Genomic DNA, 19,991 nt, shown 5'->3' with positions numbered 1-19,991 from the left:
TCGTGTCCGGCGCCGGCCGGTCGTCGCTGGCCGCTGCTCGGCATCACACCGGGACCGACCAGGGAAATCCATCGTGCAACAGCTGTACAAGCGAATGTGTGGCCTGCTGCAGGTCTCCGAGGCCTCCGGCAGGGCCACCACAGTGCTGTCCGGAATCCTCAAGCAGTCCTCCTCACTCATGTGGGCAGCCGTCGTGCTGGCAGTGGTCGCCGCACTCGCCACCGTCTGGTCGGGTGCGGGGCCGCCCGTGCCGGGAGCGATCGCGTTGACGGTGTTCGTCGGGGCCACTCTGGCGTGGGTGTCCGGCCGGGGCGATGCCACCTTCGTCGGGCTGATCGCCGTACTGATGCTCATCGCCGCCGGGGTTGTGGCGCCGGCGCGGCTCTTCGCCGGGCTCGGGGACGAGACGGTGTGGTTGCTGATCGCCGCTTTCGTCCTGGCGGCAGGCATCGGCGCGACGGGGCTGCCGGCCCGCGTGGCCCTGGCCCTGTGCGCCCGCGCCCGTACGGTACGGCAGCTGTTCCACTTGGTGGCCGGGGTGCTGGTGCTCACGGCCTTCGCCCTTCCGGCGACCGCGGGCCGGGCGGCCCTGGTGCTTCCCGTCTTCGTAGCGCTGGCCGCATCGATACAGGAACGTGTCACGGTCGTACGCGCCCTGTCCCTGCTGTTTCCCACGGTGGTGCTGCTGTCCGCCATGGCAACGCTGACCGGTGCGGGCGCCCACCTCATCACCAGCCAGCTACTGGCCGGCACGGCCGGCGGCGGCATCAGCTACGTGAGGTGGCTGGTGCTGGGGCTGCCGTTCGCCCTGATCTGCTCCCACCTGGCGACGGAGGGGTTGCTGCGGACGATGACCGACCGCGAGGAGCGCCGCGCGCCGTTGGTGCGCGTGCGCGACGACTCAGCGGCGAGCGGCGAACAGGTGGCCGAGGCGGAGGCGGAGGCGGAAGCGGGGGCGAAGATCGGATCGCGGGGTGAAGCGATGCGCGAAGCGGAGCCGCGACGCCCCGGACGACCGGTGGGCCCGGGACGACAAGGACGGCTCGGACGATCGGTGGGGTCGGGATGGCTGAGACGGTTGGGGCGCGATCAGGCTCGGGCCGGTGCTGTTCTCCTCGTGGTCGTCGTCCTGTGGTGTACCGAGGCCCTGCACGGCATCCCGCCCGCCGTCACGGCACTGGCCGGTGCGGTCATGATCACCGCGCCCAGGTGGGGCACCATCGGCATCTCGGCGGCGCTCGACGCGGTGCCGTGGTCGTTGCTGCTGTTCATGGTGACCACGACCGTGCTGGGCGGCGCACTGGCCTCCTCGGGAGCGGCCGACTGGCTCACCTCCTTGGTCTTCCCCGCTGCCGCGAGTCCGGGGATGGTCCTGGTGGCCGTCGTCGTGGTCAGTGCGGCCTCCCATCTGATGCTCCAGTCACGTTCGGCGCGGTCGTCGGTGCTGGTGCCGCTGGTCATCCCGCTGGCGTCGACCGCGGGCCTGCAGCCGGCCGCGTTGGCCTTCGCCTCGACTGCGGCGGCCGGGTTCTGCCACACCACCGTCGCGTCGGCCAAGCCGCTCGCGCTGTTCGCCCAGAGCGGCGGCGGGCCGGTCTTCGGCGAACGGGACCTGCTGCGCCTGTCGGCCTGGCTCGGCCCGGTCACCGCCGCGGTGACCGTCGGCTGCGCCCTGACCATCTGGCCCTGGCTGGGCCTGCCCCTGCGCTGAACACACCGCGACGCGCGTAAGAGACGCGCATAAGAGACGCGCGTACGAGACGGCGGCCCCGAACGGGACCGCCGCTGAGGAAACGGGAAAGACTCATGTTCTTGCGAGTTCTGGTCGCCCCCAGCGGCTTCAAGGAATCCCTGTCCGTCGAAGCGGTCGGTGCGGCGATCAGCGGCGGGATCCGGCGCGTACTGCCCGAGGCCTGCGTCGCGGCCGTGCCTTTGGTCGACGGCGGCGAGGGCACCGCCCGTACGCTGGCCGCCGCCACCGGCGGCCGGCTGGTGCCGGTGACGGTCACCGGGCCCACCGGGGCCGCCGTCCCCTCCCACATCGCCGTCCTGGGCGGCGGGGGCCCGCCGACCGCGGTCGTCGAAATGGCCGCCGCGGCCGGGCTCGCACTCGTACCGGACGACGCCCGGGACCCCGGCCGCACCACCACCTACGGGGTCGGGGAACTGATCCGTGCCGCCCTCGACCAGCGCTGCCGACGGATCGTGGTGGGATGCGGCGATTCGGGCACCTGCGACGGCGGCGCGGGCGCCCTGACCGCGCTGGGCGCCCGCGTGCTCGACGCCGACGGACGCCAGGTACCCGTGGGCGGCAGCGGGCTGCTCCGCGCCCACACCCTGGAACTCGACGGCCTGGACGTACGTTTGACCGGTACCGAGATCTTCGTCGCCTGCAATCCCTACAACCTACTGACCGGCGAGGGCGGCGTCGCCCGGACCTTCGGACCGCAGAAAGGAGCTACCCCCGCCCAAGTGGAGGAGCTGGCATCGGCCATGGACCACTGGGCCGCGCTGCTGGAACGTCGGTGCGGTACGGACGTACGGCTCATGCCGGGCGGTGGGGCCTCCGGCGGACTCGGCGCCGGCCTGGCCGCCGCCCTCGGCGCCCGGCTGCTACCCCGCTTCGACGTCCTGCCGGGCTACGCCGAACTCGACGCGCAGCTGGCCCTGGCCGACCTGGTCATCACCGCGGAAGGGGCACTGGACCACCAGACACCGCGCGGCAAGATCCCGGCCGAGGTCGCCCGCCGCGCCAAACGGCAGGGAAAACAGGTCATCGCCCTGGCCGGCATCATCGGGCACGGCGCCGCACAGACTCATCCGGTCGGCATCGACGCCTACGCCTCCATCCTCTCCGGCCCCATGTCCCACCGCGAGGCCATGGACAGCACCGCCGCACTGCTGTCCGACGCCGCCGAGCAGGCCCTGCGCATGGTTCTCGTCGGCACCCGCCTCAGCGAGCCCCCACTCCCTGTCGGCGACCCCCTCCCGCCGGTCACCGGCAGCCAGCCGGCAACCACCGCGGGGTGAGGTTCGCAGCTGACCCGCTCCCAGTCCCCCTGCCCCTTACCGCAGCCCCCCCCCGCACCCGCCGCGGTACGCGGAGATGACGTCGTCGCCGGATCACTCGGACAGACCGGTTCGACCCTGAATGGAGGAGTTTCGCTGCATACAGTCGAACTGTCACCCATTTGGGTGATCATGTTTGTTGGAGGGAGCCAAGATGCTTCCCCGAACCGTTCGGACAACCGGCCCGACCCTCCTTCTCCGGCGCGGATCTCCTCCACTCCCTCTCCCGCGCCGGACCGCGGGCCAGCCGGGCAGCGCCCTCCCGAATGGCTGACCACCTCAGGAGCCGAACACCCCTCTCCGGCCGGTTGTTCCGCGAGGTACCGCACCATGTGGTCTCTGACCTGCGGGTCTTGCCCTGTCGGTACCGGAGCTCTACCGTTGGACCATGTCTGCTCTCAACGTGGATTTCCCCGAGCAGGACCTCGCGGACCTGCGGGAGATCGCCCAGGAGACCGGCGTGCCGATGAAGGCGTTCGTACGCTCCGCCACGGCCGACGCCATAGCCCTGCACCGGGCCAGGAAGGCCGCTGCGCAGGAGTTCCAACGCCGCTTCGCCGACCCCGCACTTGCCGAGGCCATCGCAGCCGCCGGCATCGATGACGGCCCGACCGCGGGCCCGAAGGGCCGAGCCGCCTAGACCCATGGCGCCCGTCCTCCACATCGACGTCCGCTGGCTGCTCCAGCAGTACGAGAACGCGCTGCCCGAGCAGACCGCGGTCGCCGACTTCTCCGCCCTGGTGGCTGCCGTCGCGCGTCACCGCGTCGACCCGCCCCGGCTCGGCATCGACTCCGACGCGGCATGGCGTGCGGCCGCCCTTCTCCAGACCCTGCTGCTCCTCAAGGCGCTGCCGGCATACAACGTCCGGTACGCCTGCGCGATCACGCTCGCGTACATGTACGCCTCGGGCGAGGGCATCGACCCGCCCTACGGCGATCTCGTCACCCTCGCCCAGGAACTGCTCACCGGAAGCTGTGACGTCTTCGCGGCAGCCGAGCGGATCCGCGGCTGGCGCGTCTGAGCTTGACCGGCCCTCGTCCCTATCGCGTGACCGGGGTGAGCCGCTTCTCGAACCAGTGGTGGGCGTAGGGCTCGTCGTTGAAGGCGGGGACCTCGGTGTAACCGCTGTTGCGGTAGAGCCGGGTGGCTGCTTTCAGGGCCTTGTTGGTGTCGAGCCGGACCAGCTCGCTGCCGTGTCGGGCGGCGCGTTCCTCGAGTTCGGACAGCAGGCGCCGGGCCAGGCCGAGTCCTCGTGCGCCGGGGCAGACCCACAGGCGTTTGATCTCGGCGGGGGCTCCGGCCGGCAGCTTGAGACCGGCGCAGCCCACCGGCTCGCCGTGCAGGTGGGCGACGAGGAACAGGCCGCGAGGCGCGCGCAGCTCCCCCGGGTCGGGCAGCCGGCTGTGTGCGGGATCGAAGCCGCTGTCGAAGATCTCCTGCAGTTCGGCGGCGTAGGACCGCAGGCAGTACACGGCGTCCGGATGGTCGGGGTCGAGCACTTCCACGGAGACCACCGAGGCGGTCAGCAACCGTTCGACCTCGGCCATCGCCGAGGTCAGCCGGTCCCGCTGGCGGGCGTCGAGCGGGGCGAGGAGCGAGGTGGCGAGAGCGTCGCTGCGGTCGTCGAGGAGGGCGCGCTCCTCGCGTCCGGCTTCGGTCAGCCGCACGGTGCGTACGCGCCGGTCGCCGGGGTGGGGCTCGACGGCGACGAGGCCGTCGCGTTCGAGCGCCCGCAGGAGCCGGCTGACGTAGCCGGAGTCCAGGCCGAGCCGGGCCCGTACGTCGCGGACGTCGTGCGTGCCCTCGTCGCCGATCTGCCAGAGCAGCCGGGCCTGCCCGTAGGGGCGGGCACCGCCCAGGTAGTGGTCGTGCAGCACTCCGACCCGCTCGGCGACCGTCCGGTTGAAGCGCCGTACCTGCTCGACCTGCCCGTTCTGTTCGGCTTGCTTGACCTGCTCATCCGTCATTCCCTGACCTTAGTCAGGTAATGACGGACGGGTCAAAGCTGCCTGGGCGAGCCTTCCTGGACGAGGGCGGGGACGGGGACGGGGACCCGGCGGCGCCGGAACGCCAGGCTTCGAGTATTCAATATCTGTGCTCGCCGGATGAGGATTTTCCAGGCCGCTCGGACAGAGTTTTTGCCGTAACAAGCGGAGTGGATTCCGTCGGCGTACGGCGGCGGTCGCGGCGTGCTACTGTTGGTTCCAGTTGCAGTTGTGGTTCCCAAAACTTCACGCCCTCCAGTCGGCTTCTGCGCGATTAGGGGAGCGTTTTTGTACTTCCGGTCATTTCCGGTCGGGGTGATCATCGCGGCGACATGGCATCCGCGCAGTGTGGATGCCGGCTCACTGCCCCAAAGGAGAAATGACATGGCCGCTGGTACCGTGAAGTGGTTCAACGCCGAAAAGGGTTTCGGGTTCATCGAGCAGGAGGACGGCGGCGCTGACGTGTTCGCCCACTACTCGAACATCGTCGCCCAGGGCTTCCGCGAGCTGCGCGAGGGCCAGAAGGTGACCTTCGACATCGCGCAGGGCCAGAAGGGCCCGACGGCGGAGAACATCGTCTCTGCCTGACGCTGACGCGTACTTTGCAGCTGAGGCCCGCATCCTTCGGGGTGCGGGCCTCAGCTGTAGGAGTTTTTCCGCACTGCGGTCACTTCCGGAGTGCGCCCCCGGGCGACAGCCACGTTACCGCCGGCTTTTTCGCCGGTTAGCTTCGCTTTCGCGTTCCACTCGGCTCATTCTTGCAATTCTCCGCGCCGTTCTCTTGCTGCGAGATTTCTTGAGGTGTGCCGTATCGAGGAAGGTTCCTCTTGAATCGCACACGCACGAACGACCGCTTTTCCCGCGCCCGTAACGGTGGCGCCAATCCTGGAAAGGGCGGCGGTCGGCCCGGTTCGTCGGCCCCCAGGCGCTCCGGCGGGACGAACCGCTCGGGTGGTACCAGCCGTCGGCCCGTCGTGGCCCATGGCGAGTTCGCTCTCCCCGAGACGGTCACGCCGGCGCTGCCCGCCGTGAACGACTTCGCCGCTCTCGACATGCCCGAGCAGCTGCTGACCGCACTCGCCTCGGAGGGTGTCACCGAGCCGTTCCCGATCCAGGGCGCGACGCTGCCGAACTCCCTCGCGGGCCGCGACGTACTGGGCCGCGGGCGTACCGGCTCCGGCAAGACCCTCGCCTTCGGGCTGGCGCTGCTGGCCCGCACGGCCGGCCGGCGCGCCGAGCCCCGTCGGCCGCTGGGCCTGGTCCTCGTACCGACGCGTGAGCTGGCACAGCAGGTGACCAGCGCGCTGACCCCGTACGCCCGCTCGGTGAAGCTGCGGCTGGCCACGGTCGTCGGTGGCATGCCGATCGGCAGGCAGGCCCGCGCGCTGCAAGGCGGTGCGGAGGTCGTTGTCGCGACGCCCGGGCGGCTGAAGGACCTCATCGAGCGGGGCGACTGCGTGCTGAGCCAGGTGGCCGTCACGGTGCTGGACGAGGCCGACCAGATGGCCGACATGGGCTTCATGCCGCAGGTCACCGCGCTGCTCAACCAGGTGCGTCCCGACGGCCAGCGGATGCTGTTCTCCGCCACGCTGGACCGCAACGTCGACCTGCTGGTCCGCCGCTACCTGAGCGACCCGGTGGTCCACTCCGTCGACCCGTCCGCCGGTGCGGTCACGACGATGGAGCACCACGTGCTGCACGTCGACGGCGCCGACAAGCACGCCGTCACCACGGAGATCGCGGCCCGCGACGGCCGCGTGATCATGTTCCTGGACACCAGGCACTCCGCCGATCGCCTGACCAAGCATCTGCTGAACAACGGCGTACGCGCGGCGTCCCTCCATGCGGGGAAGTCCCAGTCCCAGCGCACGCGCACGCTGGAACAGTTCAAGACCGGTCACGTCACCGTGCTCGTCGCCACGAACGTCGCGGCGCGCGGCATCCACATCGACAACCTCGACCTCGTCGTCAACGTCGACCCGCCGACCGACCACAAGGATTACCTGCACCGCGGCGGCCGCACCGCCCGCGCCGGTGAGTCCGGCAGTGTGGTCACGCTGGTCATCCCGAAGCAGCGGCGCAACATGACGCGTCTCATGGCGGCCGCGGGCGTCACCCCGCAGACCACCCGGGTCCGCTCCGGTGAAGAGGCGCTGAGCCGCATCACCGGCGCCCGGACTCCGTCCGGCATTCCGGTGGTCGTCACCGCACCGGTGACCGAACGGCCCAAGCGCAGCGCGTCCGCCCGCTCCCGTGGCCGGCGCCGTCCCGCATCGGCGACCCGGCGCGGGCCCGCACCGTCCGCCGCCACCGATGTGGCGGCCTGATTCCTTCGTGATCACCAAGATCACCCACGCTGACGCCGCGGTACGGCCCCGGGTGGTGCCCCGGCCGTTCCGCACTGAACTGCCTTCCTCCGTCAGGTTCGCTTCCTCTTCCCTGTGAGGCACACATGCGTTGCATCATCGCCCGCTTCCCCTTCGACCTCACCAAGCACGGTGTGCTGGAGTCGATGAAGGGCGTGGAGCCCGAACCGGCGACCGGTGAGACCGTGGTCATCGGCCGCCGCACCTACCCCGTCAAGCAGGTGGGCGCGGTGATCACCGGGCAGGACCGCCGTGATTTCAGTGCCGGCGAAGTCGTCCGGGCCATGACGCGGCTCGGCTTCACCTGCAGCAGCCAGATCCAGACGCAACCCTCCGCGGACGTCTCCAGCCCGTTCCAGCGGGCTTCCGCCATACTCGGCAACCCCCTGTCCGACTGAGCTCGTCAAGGTGTCCGACTGAGGCCGCAAAGCCATAAGTCGACAGAGCAGAGTCGGCAGAAGAGTCGACAGAGCAGAGTCGGCAGAAGAAGTCGGCAGAGAAGAGCAGTGAGGGCCCGACCGGTCACACCGGTCGGGCCCTCACTGCGTTCCGCCCACTCCCGCCGCTGAGCGGGAGCAGGCGTACCGTCGGCAGGGGCGGCGGTACGGCCGTCGCTGAAAAACACCGCTGTGGCCTGCAGAAAACCTGTCATGCTGAAAGTAGACGCGGGTGAGTGCCAGGTGTAGCGTCCTACGTGTTCCCGAAAGAAGAGGTCTATGCCCCCTCGCAGTACCCACGTCGCCGACAAGTTCGACGACGATGATTACCCCGCCTACACCATGGGCCGGGCCGCCGAAATGCTCGGCACCACCCCCGCCTTCCTCCGCACCCTCGGCGAGCACCGCCTGATCACACCGTTGCGTTCCGAGGGCGGCCACCGCCGCTACTCCCGGTACCAGTTGCGCATCGCTGCCCGCGCCCGCGAACTCGTCGATGCCGGGACCCAGATCGAAGCGGCCTGCCGCATCATCATCCTCGAGGACCAGCTCGAAGAGGCCCAGCGCATCAACGAAGAACTGCGCGCCCGCGCCACCGACCCGCAGCCGGAGACCCCCTGAACCGCATCACTCCGCCGTCCCCCTCCCGGCTTGCGGTCATACGTCCCAGGTGACCGGGAGGCTCTTCACCCCGTAGATGTCGGCGGCTTCCGGGCGTAGCGCGACCTGCTCGGCCGGTACGGCCAGGCGCAGTGTGGGGAAGCGGTTGAACAGCGCGGTGAACGCCACCCGCATCTCGACACGGGCCAGTTGCTGCCCCAGGCACTGGTGAATGCCGTGGCCGAAGGCCAGGTGCCCACCCTCCTGCCTCCGCAGGTCGAGTACGTGGGGATCGGTGAACCGCTCCGGGTCGCGGTTGGCGGTGTTGTACGAGAGGGCGACCGTTGTGCCGGCCTTGATGGTCTGGCCGCCCAGCTCGACGTCCTCCAGCGCCGTCCGCCAGAACTGCTTGGCGACGCTCAGGTACCGCAGCAGCTCGTCCACGGCCCGGTCGGCGAGCTCCGGTTCGGCGCGCAGCGCGGCCAGCTGCGTCGGATTCTGCAGCAGTGCGAAAGTGCCCAGCGCCAGCATGTTCGCGGTGGTGTCGAACCCGGCCGACAGCAGAATCAGGCCGATCCCCTTCAGTTCTTCGTCGGTCAGATCGCTGTCGGTCAGTTCGCTGAGTACGTCGTCGGTGGGGTTCGCGCGCTTGGCGACCACCAGTTCCGCGAGGTACTCCTGGACTGCGGTGTACGCCGCCATCAGATCCTCGTCGCTGGTCTCCCCGTTCATGAACGAGTCGATCTGCTCCTGGAAGGAGCCGCGATCTTCATACGGCACTCCCAGCAGCTCGCATATGGCGATGGCGGGAATGGGCTTGGCGAACGCGGTCACCAGGTCCGTCTGCGGTCCGGCCTGCTCCATGGCGTCCAGACACTCGGCGGTGATCTGCTCGATGCGCTCGGTGAGCAGCCGCATCCGCCGTACGGTGAACTTGCCCATCAGCGGCTTCCGGTAGCGCCGGTGCTGCGGGTCGTCCATGAGGAGGAACTCGCCGGGCGGGGCGGGCGGGATTTCGAAGTCGACCACGTTCAGCAGCTCCTTGCGCGAGCTGAAACGCGGGTCGGCGAGGACGGATCTGACCAGGTCGTAACCGGTGATCAGCCAGCCGGGTTTGCCGCCGGGGTGGATGTAGCGGCTGATGGGGCCGTGACTGCGGGCGTCGATCAGCTCCGCCGGCGGGTCGAAGGGGCAGCCGGACGGGCGCGTCGTCGTGGGCAGCGCCGGGACGGTGTGGAGGGATTCGCTCATGGCCGTTCCTCAATTCGCGATAGTGCGCGTTTGCCGTTGAGCGAAAGCTACGTTGCGTTCATGGGGGCGTCAACGCGCTAAAAGGCGTTCCCCCAGGTGAGTTGGGGAAAATTGGTGCAATGGCGCTGCGAATGAATGCAATGAATGCGTTGCAATGGATGGCGACAAAGGCAATGCTGATGGTGTGTCAGGGGAGGCGGTGCGTCGCAGTGTGGCGCGCGACGGTCCCGGGAGTGTGGAGCGCACGCCGGTCAGTTCCTCTCACGCGAGGGCGTGGTCGTCCGCCGGTCTGCGGGGCAGCAGGGTTCCCAGGGTGGTGGCGGTGCGGGCCAGGGGAGTGGTCATGATGTCGGCGACGCTGAGGTCGCCGGCGATGTAGGTGTCGAGTTGCTGCCAGAGCGAGGGGACACGAGTCAGGGCGGCCGGTGTACATGGCGTAGGCGTTGACCTCTTCCAAGGGCCGCTGCATCCGCTGCATGTAGTCCTTCTGGTAGATCCCGAAGAACATGCCGGTCGGGCCCGACAGCCCGTTGACCGGGAGGCCGGCGTGTTCGAGGGCTTCCCAGGCCACCTCCGAGGGCAATCGGTGCTCCGGGTCCACCCACGGCGCTTCCTGCGCGTTGATCCCGAAGAACTCCGGGTCGTAGGCGTAGACGTCCTCCTCCAGGAAGCAGCCGTAACGCAGCCGGGCCGCGATCCCGGCCGGCAGGCCGGCCAGTTCCGCCTGCTCCGAGCGTTCCGCCGGCACCTCCCGCACGGTGTCCCGGCGGGCCAGAAGCATCCGCCACAGCGAGGTCAGGGAGCCGGCTCCCCGGGGAACCGGCAGGCCGCTCCCACGACCGCAACGGGCTCGTCCCCGCCCGCTCCCGGCTCCGTCACGTCGGCTTCCGCACTCATGGATCGTCCGTCCTCGCCCCGGAGAAAGCCGGGGGCGGCCACGCACGGCCCGCCCCCCACAGCGCTTTCACATCCTGTGATACCGGGCCATTTGTTCATCCGGCCGGTGATCCACGAAGGACAAACGCACCGCGCGCGGCAGCACACCGGCGTACGCCGACACCCCCCGCACGCCAAGATCAACCGATCGAGTGATCCACGACGGACGGTCGGTCCGCGGGCTCCGGAGTGGCCGGCTCTTCCCGCGGATCGGTGTGCGGTTACCGCGTCTCGGAGCCGGGGTGTCGACGGGCTCGGTGCTTGGCGACGTTGATGCGATTGCCGCACAGTTCGGGCATGCAGTACCGGCGTCGGCCCGCCTTGCTCGTATCGACGAACATTCCGTCGCACGTGGGAGAGGCACAGTGGCGGATGCGGTCATGGGCCAGGGTGCGCAGCACTCCCAGGAGCCCGGTGCCGATCATGGCGGCCAGTTCCTCGGCGAGTGAGGCCCGGGGAGCGGTGGTGACGTACCACTGCCAACGGCCCTCTGCATCCCGTTCGAGGCGGGGGCCTGTGCCGGCCCTCGCGAGCAATGCGTTCGCGCCTTCGGCGACGCGGTCCTCGCCGTCGGTCTCCAGGAGGGATCGCACTTCCTGACGGAGCGCCAGCACTGCCGTCAGATCCCGCTGGGTCGGACCGCGATCGGGGTCGACGGCGTCCGCCGCGATGCGGTGCTCGTCGAGGAACCGGCTGAGCGCGGGCGGATCCACCAGCATCTCGCCGGTGCTTCTGCGTACCAGGGCGGAGGTGTTGACCAGAGCGGTCGCCACGCCGGCCCCGAGCGCGTAATCAGAAAAAGGGACCTTCAAGCCTTACCTCCTGCTACGGTAATCGGATTAAGGCGACTGTACCCATTACCTCGTCGCTCCTGCTCGGAGGATCGGCATGACCACGCACCACTCCTGCCCGCAGCCGTGGAAGCTCCGTCAGCGCATACCGGTCGCCCCATCTTCGACGACCTCGTCACCGCCCGCCTCCGCACCGCCGTCCACCGGCCGATGTCCGAGGACACCCGCCAGGCCGTGGCCATACTGGACACGGTCACCGCACCCACCCTCGTCCTGTGGGGCGCCGAGGACACCTGGCTGCCCACCACCACGGGCGACCGGCTCGCCACCGCCATCCCCGGCGCCGTACGCGCCACCCTCCCCGGCGCCGGCCACTTCATCGCGGAGGACCGGCCCGAGGACACCGCGAAGGTGCTGGTGGAGTTCTTCGGGTCACGTACGCCCTGATCTCGGGGGCACGTACGCCCTGATCTACGCGTCGAGTGCGCCCTGACGCAGGCGTGACCCTTCCGGGCGGTACGAGCGTCAGTGGGCCCCGGCCGGATTGGCGTCCTCGCCGAGGTAGGTGCCGTACCCCTCGGTGACCAGCGGGCCGTCGAATATCAGCACCTCGTTGACCAGACCGCCCTTCTGGTTACGGTAGTTGATGACCAGGCAGTCCACGCCGACGTAACTGCCGACCACCTCGAACCGCAGGTCGGGGATGCGCCGCAGGCCCTCCGCCCAGTAGGCGCGCAGCGCGTCCTTGCCGCGCATCACACCGTCACCACCGAGCAGTTGGGCGGCCACCGGCGACCGGAATGTCACGTCGTCGGCGAAGTGCGTCAGTAGAGCGTCCAAGTCGTGTGCGTTCCACGCCGTCACCCATGAGTCGACGAACGTGCGCGCGTTTTCATGATCCATGGACGCATTATGCCGTCAGCCGTGGTGCACGATGGTTTGGTTCCGGCGACACCCCCGCGAGGCGTTCTACCGATCTACCGCGAGCCTCGCTACCGTCCTCGGGTGGACGACTCTTATGCGGGGCTCGCCCGGCACTACGACCTGATCATGACGTCGGGGTATTACGACTACGACGCCTACGCACGCGAGCTGGTGGCTCGCATCGGCGACCGCCGGAATGTCCTGGAGCTGGGGGTGGGCACGGGGCTCGCCTGCGAACGGCTGCTGGAGCTCGTTCCGGATGGTCTGCGGCTCACCGGCATCGACCACAGCCGGAGCATGCTGGCCCAGGCGCGGAAGCGGCTCGGCGACCGGGTGCACCTCGTCGACCAGGACATCCTGCGCATGACGTGGGAGCCCGCATTCGATGTCGCGTTCTCGGTCGGTGGCGTCTGGCTCTGGCTCGACGACAAGGACGGCGGCACGCATCTGGGCAGCCACCTGCTGCGGGACGACGAGAACGCCGCGGGGCTGGGCAACCTTGCCCGCGCCGTGCGGCCCGGGGGGCTTCTGCTGCTGTCCGTCCAGGAGGCGCACCGTTCCGCGAAGCGCCCGTTGCCCGATGGACTCCAATACGTCCAGGAAGTCCACGACGACGGCAACGGGCGGATCACCAAGGACTACTTCGTCATGCGCGGAGACACCGTCCTGGCGCATCAACATTCCACCTACCGCGTGTTCCCCCAGACGACAGCGGAGCAGCTCCTGAGGCACGCCGGGTTCCGGGCTGTCGACCACGAATCGGGGGCGCTGTTCCGTCAGTACGTTCGTACGTAGCCCATGTGCAAGTCCACCACCTCGCTCTACAATCACCCCTTCGGTCACAGCTCAACTCGGCGTGGCCGAAACCGCGTTACTCGCTGGGGGAGAGTTGAGGAACCGCACCACGCTGCGCGTACGTACTCGTAGGCGGTCGTCGACGCCGCCGGATCCGCGCGAGCCGTGGTGGAAGAAGCACGCGAGGGTGCTCTGGCTCGGCGTGGGCATTCCCGTGATCGGTTCGGTGCTGACTGCGCTCGCCCTCAACCTGCTCGGTCTGGGCAGCGAACCCGAGCCCGCCCCGTCCGGTACGGGTGAACCCACCGGAAGACCCTCAACCGCGCCGTTCACCGTGACCGCCAGGCAGGAGAGCGAGGCGGGCTGCACCGCTCTGCCGCGTCGGCTGTCCTCGCCGGCGGATCGCGCGGAACTCGTTTCCGGTGGTGACGTGGGCGGGGTCATCAAGCGCAACCGAGGCGCGCGGGTCGGCGAACTGAACGTCGACTTCACGCTCGAGGGCGGGGCGCGTTCGCTCACCATCGCGTCGATCGACATCGAACCGAAAAAGCTGCGCCCCTCTCCGCCCCTCTCCGGAACGCTGCTGTGCGAACCGAACGCCGGAGGAGAACCCAAGATCCACCTGTTCGCGGACATGGACAGTCCGAAGCCCGTCTTCCGCACGGGAAAGGATGATTCCACGCAGCGGTACTTCCGCGACAAGGTCATCACGCTGCAGCCGGGGGAGCAGGTGAACCTGTCGGCGAAGTTCCGGGCCGAGACCGGCTCTCGTGAATTCGGGCTGGTCATCCGTTACGTACAGAACGGGAAGGAAGCGGCGGTGCCCGTGCCCGCTCCCCAAGGCGGGCGGTACGCGGTGACCAGCTATGCCGCGGAGTACGGCGCTGCTTATGAGGGATCCGTCGGTGGCGTGTTCCGTCTCCTGGCGAACCCTCGACGCTGCCGATGGACGCCCGCACCGAAGTGCTGACCGCTCTGCAGAAACGGGGAACGGCATGGTCCGCAAGCGTGCTCGTATCGTCTGGTCCGCCGGGTGCGGAATCGTGCTCACCCTCGGCCTCCTGGCGCTTCTGATCGGTGACCACGGGAGAACGGACCAGCCTCCCGGACGCCCGAATGCCTTGACGGTGGCGTGGTCCTTCCTCGCCCCTGGAAGGGCATCGGACACGGTGGACGTCGCACCGGCGGTGAGTGACCGCATGCTGGCGATCCCGCAGGGCAGAACGCTGAGCGTGGTGAATACGCGAAACGGACGCCTCCTCTCCACCGTGAGAAGCTCCGACGAGTTCCAGGAGGTCGGCCTCTCGGGGAACGTGGTCCTCGCGGTGCCCCGCAAGGATCTGGGCCTCCAGTGGCGGTACGACTCCCTGCACGGATACGACCCCGCGACGGGCCGGGAGCTGTGGAATACGGGCGCCGGCGACGGCGGCCGGATCGCGCAGCCGGGGGGCGGTGAATTCCGCGGGGGGATGCCTGTCCTGGCCCCGGATCCGGGACCCGTCGTCGAGGCGGCCGGCGATCGGCTCATGGGCCTTGCCCCACGGACCGGTAAGGAACGATGGACAAAGCGGATGCCGGTGCCTGCGCGGTGCGCGAGAAGTGAGCCCGACACTTCCGCATCGCCCGTCTACCCCTACGAAGTGGCAGCAACGCGGAAGTACGTCGTCTTGCTCAGCAGCTGTCCGGGCACGGCCGTGGAACTCGACGCCGTGAATCCCGAAAGCGGAGAAATCGTCTGGCACAAGCGACTGGGGCGTTGGGACGCTTCCCTCGCTCTCGTTGCGGCCCGGAACGCCATCGGGGTGAGAAAGGACGGCGAGTTCCGGCTCTTCACGGAATCAGGCGAGGAAGTCCCGCGGCGGAAGGGCGACCGGCGATCGGACGGATGGCCCTTGGGAGAAGCTCGCGGAGTGATGTACCTCGCGGAAACGCACAGCCCGGACGGAGAACAGGCGGATACCTCGCACGCGGATACCTCGCACGCCGCGCAAAAGGACTCGGTGCGGGCGGTACGAGTGGATACCGGGAAGCCGGTGTGGACGCGCTCGGCACGTTCCTGGTTCGGCGGGCGAGAGCTGGGCAGGGGGATCATCACGGGGGGAGTGCACACCGGTGGTGCGTATGACGGAGACACCCGCTGGTCCGTCGGTGACGCTCGGAGCCAGGGGCCGGGCGCGAGCAATCTGATGGATTTCGCGGGCCGGACGGGCTCGCGGGTTCCCTGGCCGGTGGCCGGGACGTTCGTGGGAATGAGCGGAGAACTGCTCATCATCCGCAGTGAGGAGAAGAACGGCACCCGTTACACCGCCCTGCGGCCCGGTCACCGCGTCACGGACGAGGAGAGTCCCGTCGCGCTGGGAGGAGCGAAGCGGAAGGACTGGCCCCACGCCTGCGGACTGCTCAGCGCCGACTTCCTCGCGAAACTCGCCCGGGGCTATGTCAAGGTGCCTGTGAAGGGGAGCCGCACCGTGCTGGGCACCCAACTGCCGCATCCGAGCGGATGCCGCTTCGCCACGGCGTCCGGACCCGACAGCGACATCTTCACCGTCACCGTGCGATGGGTGGCACCCGACGCGAAGGCCGCACGGACCTACGCGGCCAGCGCCGTGCCGTGGGGCGGCTCTCCCGCGTCGGGTGGACGCATCACAGCCGCCGTCACGGAACCACGGCGCGGTCTCTATCTCTACACCTACAGAACCGGCCTGGCGCAGAAGCCGATCGCCGACGCGACCGTGGTGTCAGGACGTTACGTCTTCGGGGTCGGTTCGGTGAGCGACGAAGCGCGTGCCGAGCGGCTGGTACGACGTGTCGCGCAGCACCTCTCGCAACACGCCGGACCGGAACACACGCCGTAACGCGCTCAGCCGTGCAGAGGTCGTGCCAGCCGGCCGAGCAGACCCGCGACGAGGGCGGTCTGGGCGGGCACGGTGTCGGGGTGGATGAACTCGCCCTGGGCATGGGCGCCGTTGCCGACCGCGCCCATGCCGCACAGTACGGGCCGGCCGAGCGCGGCGACGAAGTTGGCGTCGCTGGCGCCGCCGACGGCGGTGTCGAGCAGGTCCCGGCCCTGTGCGCGGGCCGTCTCGCGGGCGAGACCGAGGAGCGGGCGGGAGGCGGCGTTGAGGGTCATCGGCGGCCGGTTCCAGGCGTGGTCGATCTCGATGCGGACACGTGGGTCGCTGACCTCGATGGCGTCGAGTTCCGCGTCGACACGCGCTTGCTCGGCCTCGCTGCTGACCCGGATGTCGATACCGGCGGTGGCATGCCCGGCGACGACATTGACGCCGGAACCGCCCTTGATGAGACCGGTGTTGATCGTGGTGCCCTTCTCCGGGGCGGCGATGGCCGCGGCGGCGACCACGAACTCGGACAGCGCGGTGATGGCGCTCGCCCCCTCCTGCGGCGCCAGCCCGGCGTGTGACTCGATGCCGGTGGCCGTGACCTGGAAGATGCCGGTGCCCTTGCGGGCGGTCTTGACCGCGCCCTGGGCGGTCGGCTCCAGCACCAGCGTGGCGTCGACGCGCTGCGCGACCTCCTCGATCACCGGTCGCGAGGACAGCGAGCCGATCTCCTCGTCGCCGTTGAAGAGGAAGGTCACGGTGGGCACGGGCGCGCCGCTCTCCCGGGCCAGGCGCAGGGCCCAAATCCCCTGTGCCAGGCCGGCCTTCATGTCGAAGATGCCCGGCCCGCCGAGCTTGGCGCGGCCGTCTTCCGAGACCTCCGGCTGCTGCCAGTCCGCGAGGGTGCCGGTCGGCCATACGGTGTCGTAGTGGCCGACGAGTGCGACGTGCCCGGCGCCGGTGCCGGTGTAGGTCAGTGTGAGAGTGTCGCCGCACTCGCCACCGGGGTGGCGCTGTTCGTGGTCGGGCCGGCCGAGCCGCTGGACGGTCAGGTCGCGCAGGAGGTCCAGACCCGCGGCGAGGGCGGGCAGATCGTAACTGCTGGTCTCGTGGCGGACGAGGGTCAGGATGTCGGCGACGATCTCTGAGGAGACGTCCTGGGCGCGGGCGGCAAGGGCGGTAGCGGGCGAGGTGGTCATGGCGTGCTCTCTCCGTACGAAGGTGGGGGATCGTTGGCAGGAGGCGGAAGGGCCGGGGTCAGCCGACGCCGAAGGGGATGCCCAGCAGGTACCAGGCCACGAAGAACGCGACCCAGACGACCCACACGACGCCGGCGATGGGGATCGTGAAGGAGGCCAGGGTGCCGATGCCGGCGGACTTGCGGTACTGCTGGATGAAGCCCAGGGCCATCACGAAGTACGGGCTCATCGGGGTGATGCAGTTGGTGACCGAGTCGGCGACACGGTAGACGGCCTGGGTGGTCTCGGGCGCGATGCCGACCAGCATCAGCATGGGGACGAATACCGGTGCGGCCAGTGCCCACAGCGCGGAGCCGCTGGTGATGACGAGGTTCATGAACGTGATGAGCACGGCGATGCCGACCAGCACGGTCCAGCCGTGCATGTGCAGGTCACGCAGGGACTCGGCGCCCTTCACGGCGAGGATGTCGCCGATGTTCGTCCACGTGAAGTAGGCGAGGAACTGGGAGATCGCGAAGAACAGGACCACGATCGGTGCCATCGAGCGGGCGCCGTCGACCATCGCGCCGACGACGTCGCGGGCGGTGGAGAAGGCGCCGGTCATCCTGCCGTGGACGGTGCCGAGCACGGCGAAGAACAGACCCAGGACGAGCGCCATCCCACCGATCAGCGGGGAGTTGACCAGGCCGCCGCCCTCGCCGCGCAACGGTGAGGACGAGGGAACCATGGCCACCGCCAGAAGGGCGAGGAAACCGAGGGCGACCAGCCCCGTCACGCGTAGTGCCTTGCGCTGCTGGGCGGTGACCTCGATGGCCTTCAGCTCCGCGGCGTCCGGTGCGGCGGCCGGCTCGTCCGGCTCCAGATCCGCGCGGCGGGCGAGGACCTTGTCGACGACGAGCGTGATCACCAGCGCCACCAGCACCGACGAGGCGAGACCGAAGAAGTAGTTGGCCACCGGGGTGACGACGTGGCCCGCGTCGATGGTGTGGGCGGCGGCGGTGGAGATCGAGGACAGCAGCACGTCGGTGGTGGTGAGCGAGGGGGAGGCGTCGTAACCGGCGGAGACCGAGACGTAGGCGACGATGCAGCCGAGTACCGGGCTGCGCCCCGCCGCCCGGTAGATCATCGCGCCGAGCGGGATGAGGGTGACGTAGGCGGCGTCGCCGGCGACATGGCCGACCATGGCCGTCAGCGACAGGGCGAAGGTGAGGTATCTGCCCGGCACCCGCGCGACCATGCGGCGCAGCAGGGTGGCGAACAGTCCGCTCCGCTCGGCGACGGCGATGCCGAACATCACGATGAGGATGGTGGCCAGCGGCGGGAAGGCCGCGAAGTTGTCGACGGCGTCCTCGACGGCCATGGTGAGGCCGTCCTTGCTCAGCAGATTCTGCACCACGATGGTCTTGTGCGTGCCCGGGTGCACGGCACTGACACCGACCCCCGCCAGTACGGCGCTGAGGACGGCGACGACCGCCGCGAGGATCCAGAACAGCCAGAAGGGGTGGGGAAGTTTGTTACCGGCCTTCTCGATGACCGCCAAACTCCGGAACGCGGCGCGCAGGACTCTGGACCGGGGCTCGGTCGGCTGAGGCTGAGGCTGAGCGGCGGTGGCACTCATCGGTACCTCTTCGTCCGTCGGAGGGATGTTCCGGCGAACACTGGCACTCCGGTGAGAGATTCTCTAGAGGTGGGAAGTAACGGTGGGATTAAATGGCGGACCCGACTAGGGTGAGGCGCCATGAGCCCCCCTCTCCTCGACGATCTCGACCGCCGTCTCATCGGCGCGCTCCATCTGGCGCCCAGGGCCACTTGGGACGACATCGCCGGGATCCTGGCCGCCGACGCCAGCACGCTCAAACGCCGTTACGACCGGCTGTCCGAGGCCAGGATGGTGCGGGTGATCGGGCAGGCCGACTGGGGAATGCACTCCAGGGCGATGCCGGTCCACGTCCTCCTGGACATCACCGGCGAAACCCCGCTGACCGTCCTGGACCGGCTCCGCGACCTGCCGCACCTGCAGTTCCTGGCGCAGCTCTCCGGCGACTACCCCCTCTACGCGGTCGTCCACGCCCCCTCCGAGGCCGCCACCAGCGAGGCGATCGACCGGATGTTCTCCGTCCCCGGCGTCCGCCGCGTCAACGCCCTGCCCGCCCTCAGTACGCTGCGCCGGGGCATCACCTGGGACCCCCGGTTCCTCACCGACAGCGAACGTGCCGACCTGCTGAAGCTCGGCGTCCGCCCCGAAGGCACCGCCACCCCGACGCCGCCCGCCAAACCGCTCAACCAGGCCGAACGCGCCGTCGTCAGCCAGCTGATCCAGGACGGCCGCGCATCCGCGGCAAGCATCGGCCGAGCCGCCGGCCTGGCCACCTCCACCGCGCACCGCGTCGTACGCCGGGTCCTCGACGAGGGGTGGGTCAAACCGCGCCTGGAAGTCGTCTCGGAATGGCTCGGCTTCCAGACCCCTTTCCTGCTCCGCCTACGGGTGGCCCCGGGCGAAACCCCCGACGTCATGCGCCGTATCGACCGACTGCCCCAGACCCGGCTCGCGGCCCACGTCGCCAGCGACCTGTCCGTCCTCGCCACGGGCCTGGTCACCGACCGCGCCGCGCTGGCGCTCTTCATCGACAACGAGCTGGCCGAGATCCCGGGCGTCACCGCCGTCAGCGTCGACGTCATGCTCGCGAGCCCACGCCGCTACTGGCTGGACCGGGACCTGACCTCAGGCCTCGGCGCCTTCCACCCGCCGAGCCTGCTGTGAGCCGTCACCCGCGGCGCCGGCGGAGGGAGCCGGGGC

The 19,991-nt window shown here is 69.5% G+C and carries 20 protein-coding genes; 13 read left to right on the top strand and 7 right to left on the bottom strand.

Annotation, left to right across the window (positions count from 1 at the left end):
• Positions 1–73 precede the first annotated feature (73 nt).
• The 4 genes from IF20_RS12715 to IF20_RS12700 all read left to right on the top strand — a co-directional run bounded on the left by IF20_RS12715 (position 74) and on the right by IF20_RS12700 (position 4,091).
• Positions 74–1,711, top strand: a complete 1,638-nt coding sequence (locus tag IF20_RS12715; RefSeq protein ID WP_199896574.1) for an SLC13 family permease — start codon at positions 74–76, stop codon at positions 1,709–1,711.
• A 95-nt stretch (positions 1,712–1,806) separates the two neighbouring features.
• Positions 1,807–3,030 (top strand): glycerate kinase family protein, encoded by a 1,224-nt coding sequence (locus IF20_RS12710; RefSeq protein ID WP_052865242.1) that lies wholly within the window; start codon positions 1,807–1,809, stop codon positions 3,028–3,030.
• A gap of 427 nt (positions 3,031–3,457) precedes the next feature.
• Positions 3,458–3,709 (top strand): hypothetical protein, encoded by a 252-nt coding sequence (locus tag IF20_RS12705; protein ID WP_052865241.1) that lies wholly within the window; start codon positions 3,458–3,460, stop codon positions 3,707–3,709.
• Between the two features lie 4 nt (positions 3,710–3,713).
• Positions 3,714–4,091 carry a hypothetical protein gene (locus tag IF20_RS12700; RefSeq protein ID WP_052865240.1) on the top strand — a complete coding sequence of 126 codons (378 nt, stop codon included), beginning with the start codon at positions 3,714–3,716 and terminating at the stop codon, positions 4,089–4,091.
• A gap of 19 nt (positions 4,092–4,110) precedes the next feature.
• Here IF20_RS12700 and IF20_RS12695 read toward each other — a convergent pair whose 3' ends face one another.
• Positions 4,111–5,037 (bottom strand): helix-turn-helix domain-containing GNAT family N-acetyltransferase, encoded by a 927-nt coding sequence (locus tag IF20_RS12695; protein WP_052865239.1) that lies wholly within the window; start codon positions 5,035–5,037, stop codon positions 4,111–4,113.
• Between the two features lie 402 nt (positions 5,038–5,439).
• Between IF20_RS12695 and IF20_RS12690 the strand changes: the two genes are divergently transcribed.
• The 4 genes from IF20_RS12690 (at position 5,440) to IF20_RS12675 (ending at position 8,479) form a co-directional block, all read left to right on the top strand.
• Positions 5,440–5,643 carry a cold-shock protein gene (locus IF20_RS12690; RefSeq protein WP_052865238.1) on the top strand — a complete coding sequence of 68 codons (204 nt, stop codon included), beginning with the start codon at positions 5,440–5,442 and terminating at the stop codon, positions 5,641–5,643.
• Positions 5,644–5,882: 239 nt separating this feature from the next.
• Positions 5,883–7,382: a DEAD/DEAH box helicase gene (locus IF20_RS12685; protein ID WP_052865237.1), complete on the top strand. Its 1,500-nt coding sequence runs from the start codon at positions 5,883–5,885 to the stop codon at positions 7,380–7,382.
• 125 nt (positions 7,383–7,507) lie between these two features.
• Positions 7,508–7,819, top strand: a complete 312-nt coding sequence (locus tag IF20_RS12680) for an SCO5918 family protein (protein WP_052865236.1) — start codon at positions 7,508–7,510, stop codon at positions 7,817–7,819.
• Between the two features lie 318 nt (positions 7,820–8,137).
• The gene (locus IF20_RS12675) at positions 8,138–8,479 is read left to right on the top strand and encodes a MerR family transcriptional regulator (protein ID WP_052865235.1); all 342 of its coding nucleotides are present in this window, start codon (positions 8,138–8,140) and stop codon (positions 8,477–8,479) included.
• A gap of 36 nt (positions 8,480–8,515) precedes the next feature.
• Here the strand turns inward: IF20_RS12675 and IF20_RS12670 are convergent, their stop codons facing one another.
• The 3 genes from IF20_RS12670 to IF20_RS12660 all read right to left on the bottom strand — a co-directional run bounded on the left by IF20_RS12670 (position 8,516) and on the right by IF20_RS12660 (position 11,457).
• Positions 8,516–9,709 carry a cytochrome P450 gene (locus IF20_RS12670; protein WP_052865234.1) on the bottom strand — a complete coding sequence of 398 codons (1,194 nt, stop codon included), beginning with the start codon at positions 9,707–9,709 and terminating at the stop codon, positions 8,516–8,518.
• Between the two features lie 187 nt (positions 9,710–9,896).
• Positions 9,897–10,652 (bottom strand): beta-ketoacyl synthase N-terminal-like domain-containing protein, encoded by a 756-nt coding sequence (locus IF20_RS12665; RefSeq protein WP_110944111.1) that lies wholly within the window; start codon positions 10,650–10,652, stop codon positions 9,897–9,899.
• Positions 10,653–10,866: 214 nt separating this feature from the next.
• On the bottom strand, positions 10,867–11,457 hold the full coding sequence (locus IF20_RS12660; protein WP_052865232.1) for a CGNR zinc finger domain-containing protein: 591 nt from the start codon (positions 11,455–11,457) through the stop codon (positions 10,867–10,869).
• 105 nt (positions 11,458–11,562) lie between these two features.
• Here IF20_RS12660 and IF20_RS12655 point away from each other — a divergent pair, with 105 nt between their 5' ends.
• The gene (locus IF20_RS12655; protein ID WP_052865231.1) at positions 11,563–11,883 is read left to right on the top strand and encodes an alpha/beta fold hydrolase; all 321 of its coding nucleotides are present in this window, start codon (positions 11,563–11,565) and stop codon (positions 11,881–11,883) included.
• Between the two features lie 78 nt (positions 11,884–11,961).
• Here the strand turns inward: IF20_RS12655 and IF20_RS12650 are convergent, their stop codons facing one another.
• Positions 11,962–12,339: a nuclear transport factor 2 family protein gene (locus tag IF20_RS12650; protein WP_052865230.1), complete on the bottom strand. Its 378-nt coding sequence runs from the start codon at positions 12,337–12,339 to the stop codon at positions 11,962–11,964.
• A 102-nt stretch (positions 12,340–12,441) separates the two neighbouring features.
• Between IF20_RS12650 and IF20_RS12645 the strand changes: the two genes are divergently transcribed.
• The 3 genes from IF20_RS12645 (at position 12,442) to IF20_RS37620 (ending at position 16,010) form a co-directional block, all read left to right on the top strand.
• The gene (locus IF20_RS12645) at positions 12,442–13,155 is read left to right on the top strand and encodes a class I SAM-dependent methyltransferase (RefSeq protein WP_052865229.1); all 714 of its coding nucleotides are present in this window, start codon (positions 12,442–12,444) and stop codon (positions 13,153–13,155) included.
• A 187-nt stretch (positions 13,156–13,342) separates the two neighbouring features.
• Positions 13,343–14,125, top strand: a complete 783-nt coding sequence (locus IF20_RS12640) for a hypothetical protein (RefSeq protein WP_052865228.1) — start codon at positions 13,343–13,345, stop codon at positions 14,123–14,125.
• A gap of 25 nt (positions 14,126–14,150) precedes the next feature.
• A complete protein-coding gene (locus IF20_RS37620; protein ID WP_199896573.1) occupies positions 14,151–16,010 on the top strand; it encodes an outer membrane protein assembly factor BamB family protein in 1,860 nt (619 codons plus the stop codon).
• Between the two features lie 5 nt (positions 16,011–16,015).
• Here IF20_RS37620 and IF20_RS12630 read toward each other — a convergent pair whose 3' ends face one another.
• Both IF20_RS12630 and IF20_RS12625 read right to left on the bottom strand, forming a co-directional pair.
• Positions 16,016–17,194 (bottom strand): M20 family metallopeptidase, encoded by a 1,179-nt coding sequence (locus IF20_RS12630; protein WP_052865226.1) that lies wholly within the window; start codon positions 17,192–17,194, stop codon positions 16,016–16,018.
• 58 nt (positions 17,195–17,252) lie between these two features.
• Complete coding sequence (locus IF20_RS12625; protein WP_052865225.1) at positions 17,253–18,812, bottom strand: AbgT family transporter; 1,560 nt, start codon at positions 18,810–18,812, stop codon at positions 17,253–17,255.
• A gap of 120 nt (positions 18,813–18,932) precedes the next feature.
• On the opposite strand from IF20_RS12625, the gene IF20_RS12620 reads away from it, so the two are divergent.
• Complete coding sequence (locus tag IF20_RS12620) at positions 18,933–19,955, top strand: Lrp/AsnC family transcriptional regulator (protein WP_052865224.1); 1,023 nt, start codon at positions 18,933–18,935, stop codon at positions 19,953–19,955.
• Positions 19,956–19,991: the final 36 nt, after the last annotated feature.

This window comes from Streptomyces niger (assembly GCF_000718305.1).
Lineage (GTDB): Bacteria > Actinomycetota > Actinomycetes > Streptomycetales > Streptomycetaceae > Streptomyces > Streptomyces niger.
Note: the sequence above shows the minus strand (reverse complement) of the source record. Positions and strands in the feature narration are given on the sequence as shown.

Coding starts and splice junctions, on each gene's coding strand:
- IF20_RS12710 (WP_052865242.1), top strand. CDS start 1,807: ATGTTCTTGCGAGTTCTGGTCGCCCCCAGCGGCTTCAAGGAATCCCTG.
- IF20_RS12705 (WP_052865241.1), top strand. CDS start 3,458: ATGTCTGCTCTCAACGTGGATTTCCCCGAGCAGGACCTCGCGGACCTG.
- IF20_RS12700 (WP_052865240.1), top strand. CDS start 3,714: ATGGCGCCCGTCCTCCACATCGACGTCCGCTGGCTGCTCCAGCAGTAC.
- IF20_RS12695 (WP_052865239.1), bottom strand. CDS start 5,037: ATGACGGATGAGCAGGTCAAGCAAGCCGAACAGAACGGGCAGGTCGAG.
- IF20_RS12690 (WP_052865238.1), top strand. CDS start 5,440: ATGGCCGCTGGTACCGTGAAGTGGTTCAACGCCGAAAAGGGTTTCGGG.
- IF20_RS12680 (WP_052865236.1), top strand. CDS start 7,508: ATGCGTTGCATCATCGCCCGCTTCCCCTTCGACCTCACCAAGCACGGT.
- IF20_RS12675 (WP_052865235.1), top strand. CDS start 8,138: ATGCCCCCTCGCAGTACCCACGTCGCCGACAAGTTCGACGACGATGAT.
- IF20_RS12670 (WP_052865234.1), bottom strand. CDS start 9,709: ATGAGCGAATCCCTCCACACCGTCCCGGCGCTGCCCACGACGACGCGC.
- IF20_RS12650 (WP_052865230.1), bottom strand. CDS start 12,339: ATGGATCATGAAAACGCGCGCACGTTCGTCGACTCATGGGTGACGGCG.
- IF20_RS37620 (WP_199896573.1), top strand. CDS start 14,151: ATGGTCCGCAAGCGTGCTCGTATCGTCTGGTCCGCCGGGTGCGGAATC.
- IF20_RS12630 (WP_052865226.1), bottom strand. CDS start 17,194: ATGACCACCTCGCCCGCTACCGCCCTTGCCGCCCGCGCCCAGGACGTC.
- IF20_RS12625 (WP_052865225.1), bottom strand. CDS start 18,812: ATGAGTGCCACCGCCGCTCAGCCTCAGCCTCAGCCGACCGAGCCCCGG.
- IF20_RS12620 (WP_052865224.1), top strand. CDS start 18,933: ATGAGCCCCCCTCTCCTCGACGATCTCGACCGCCGTCTCATCGGCGCG.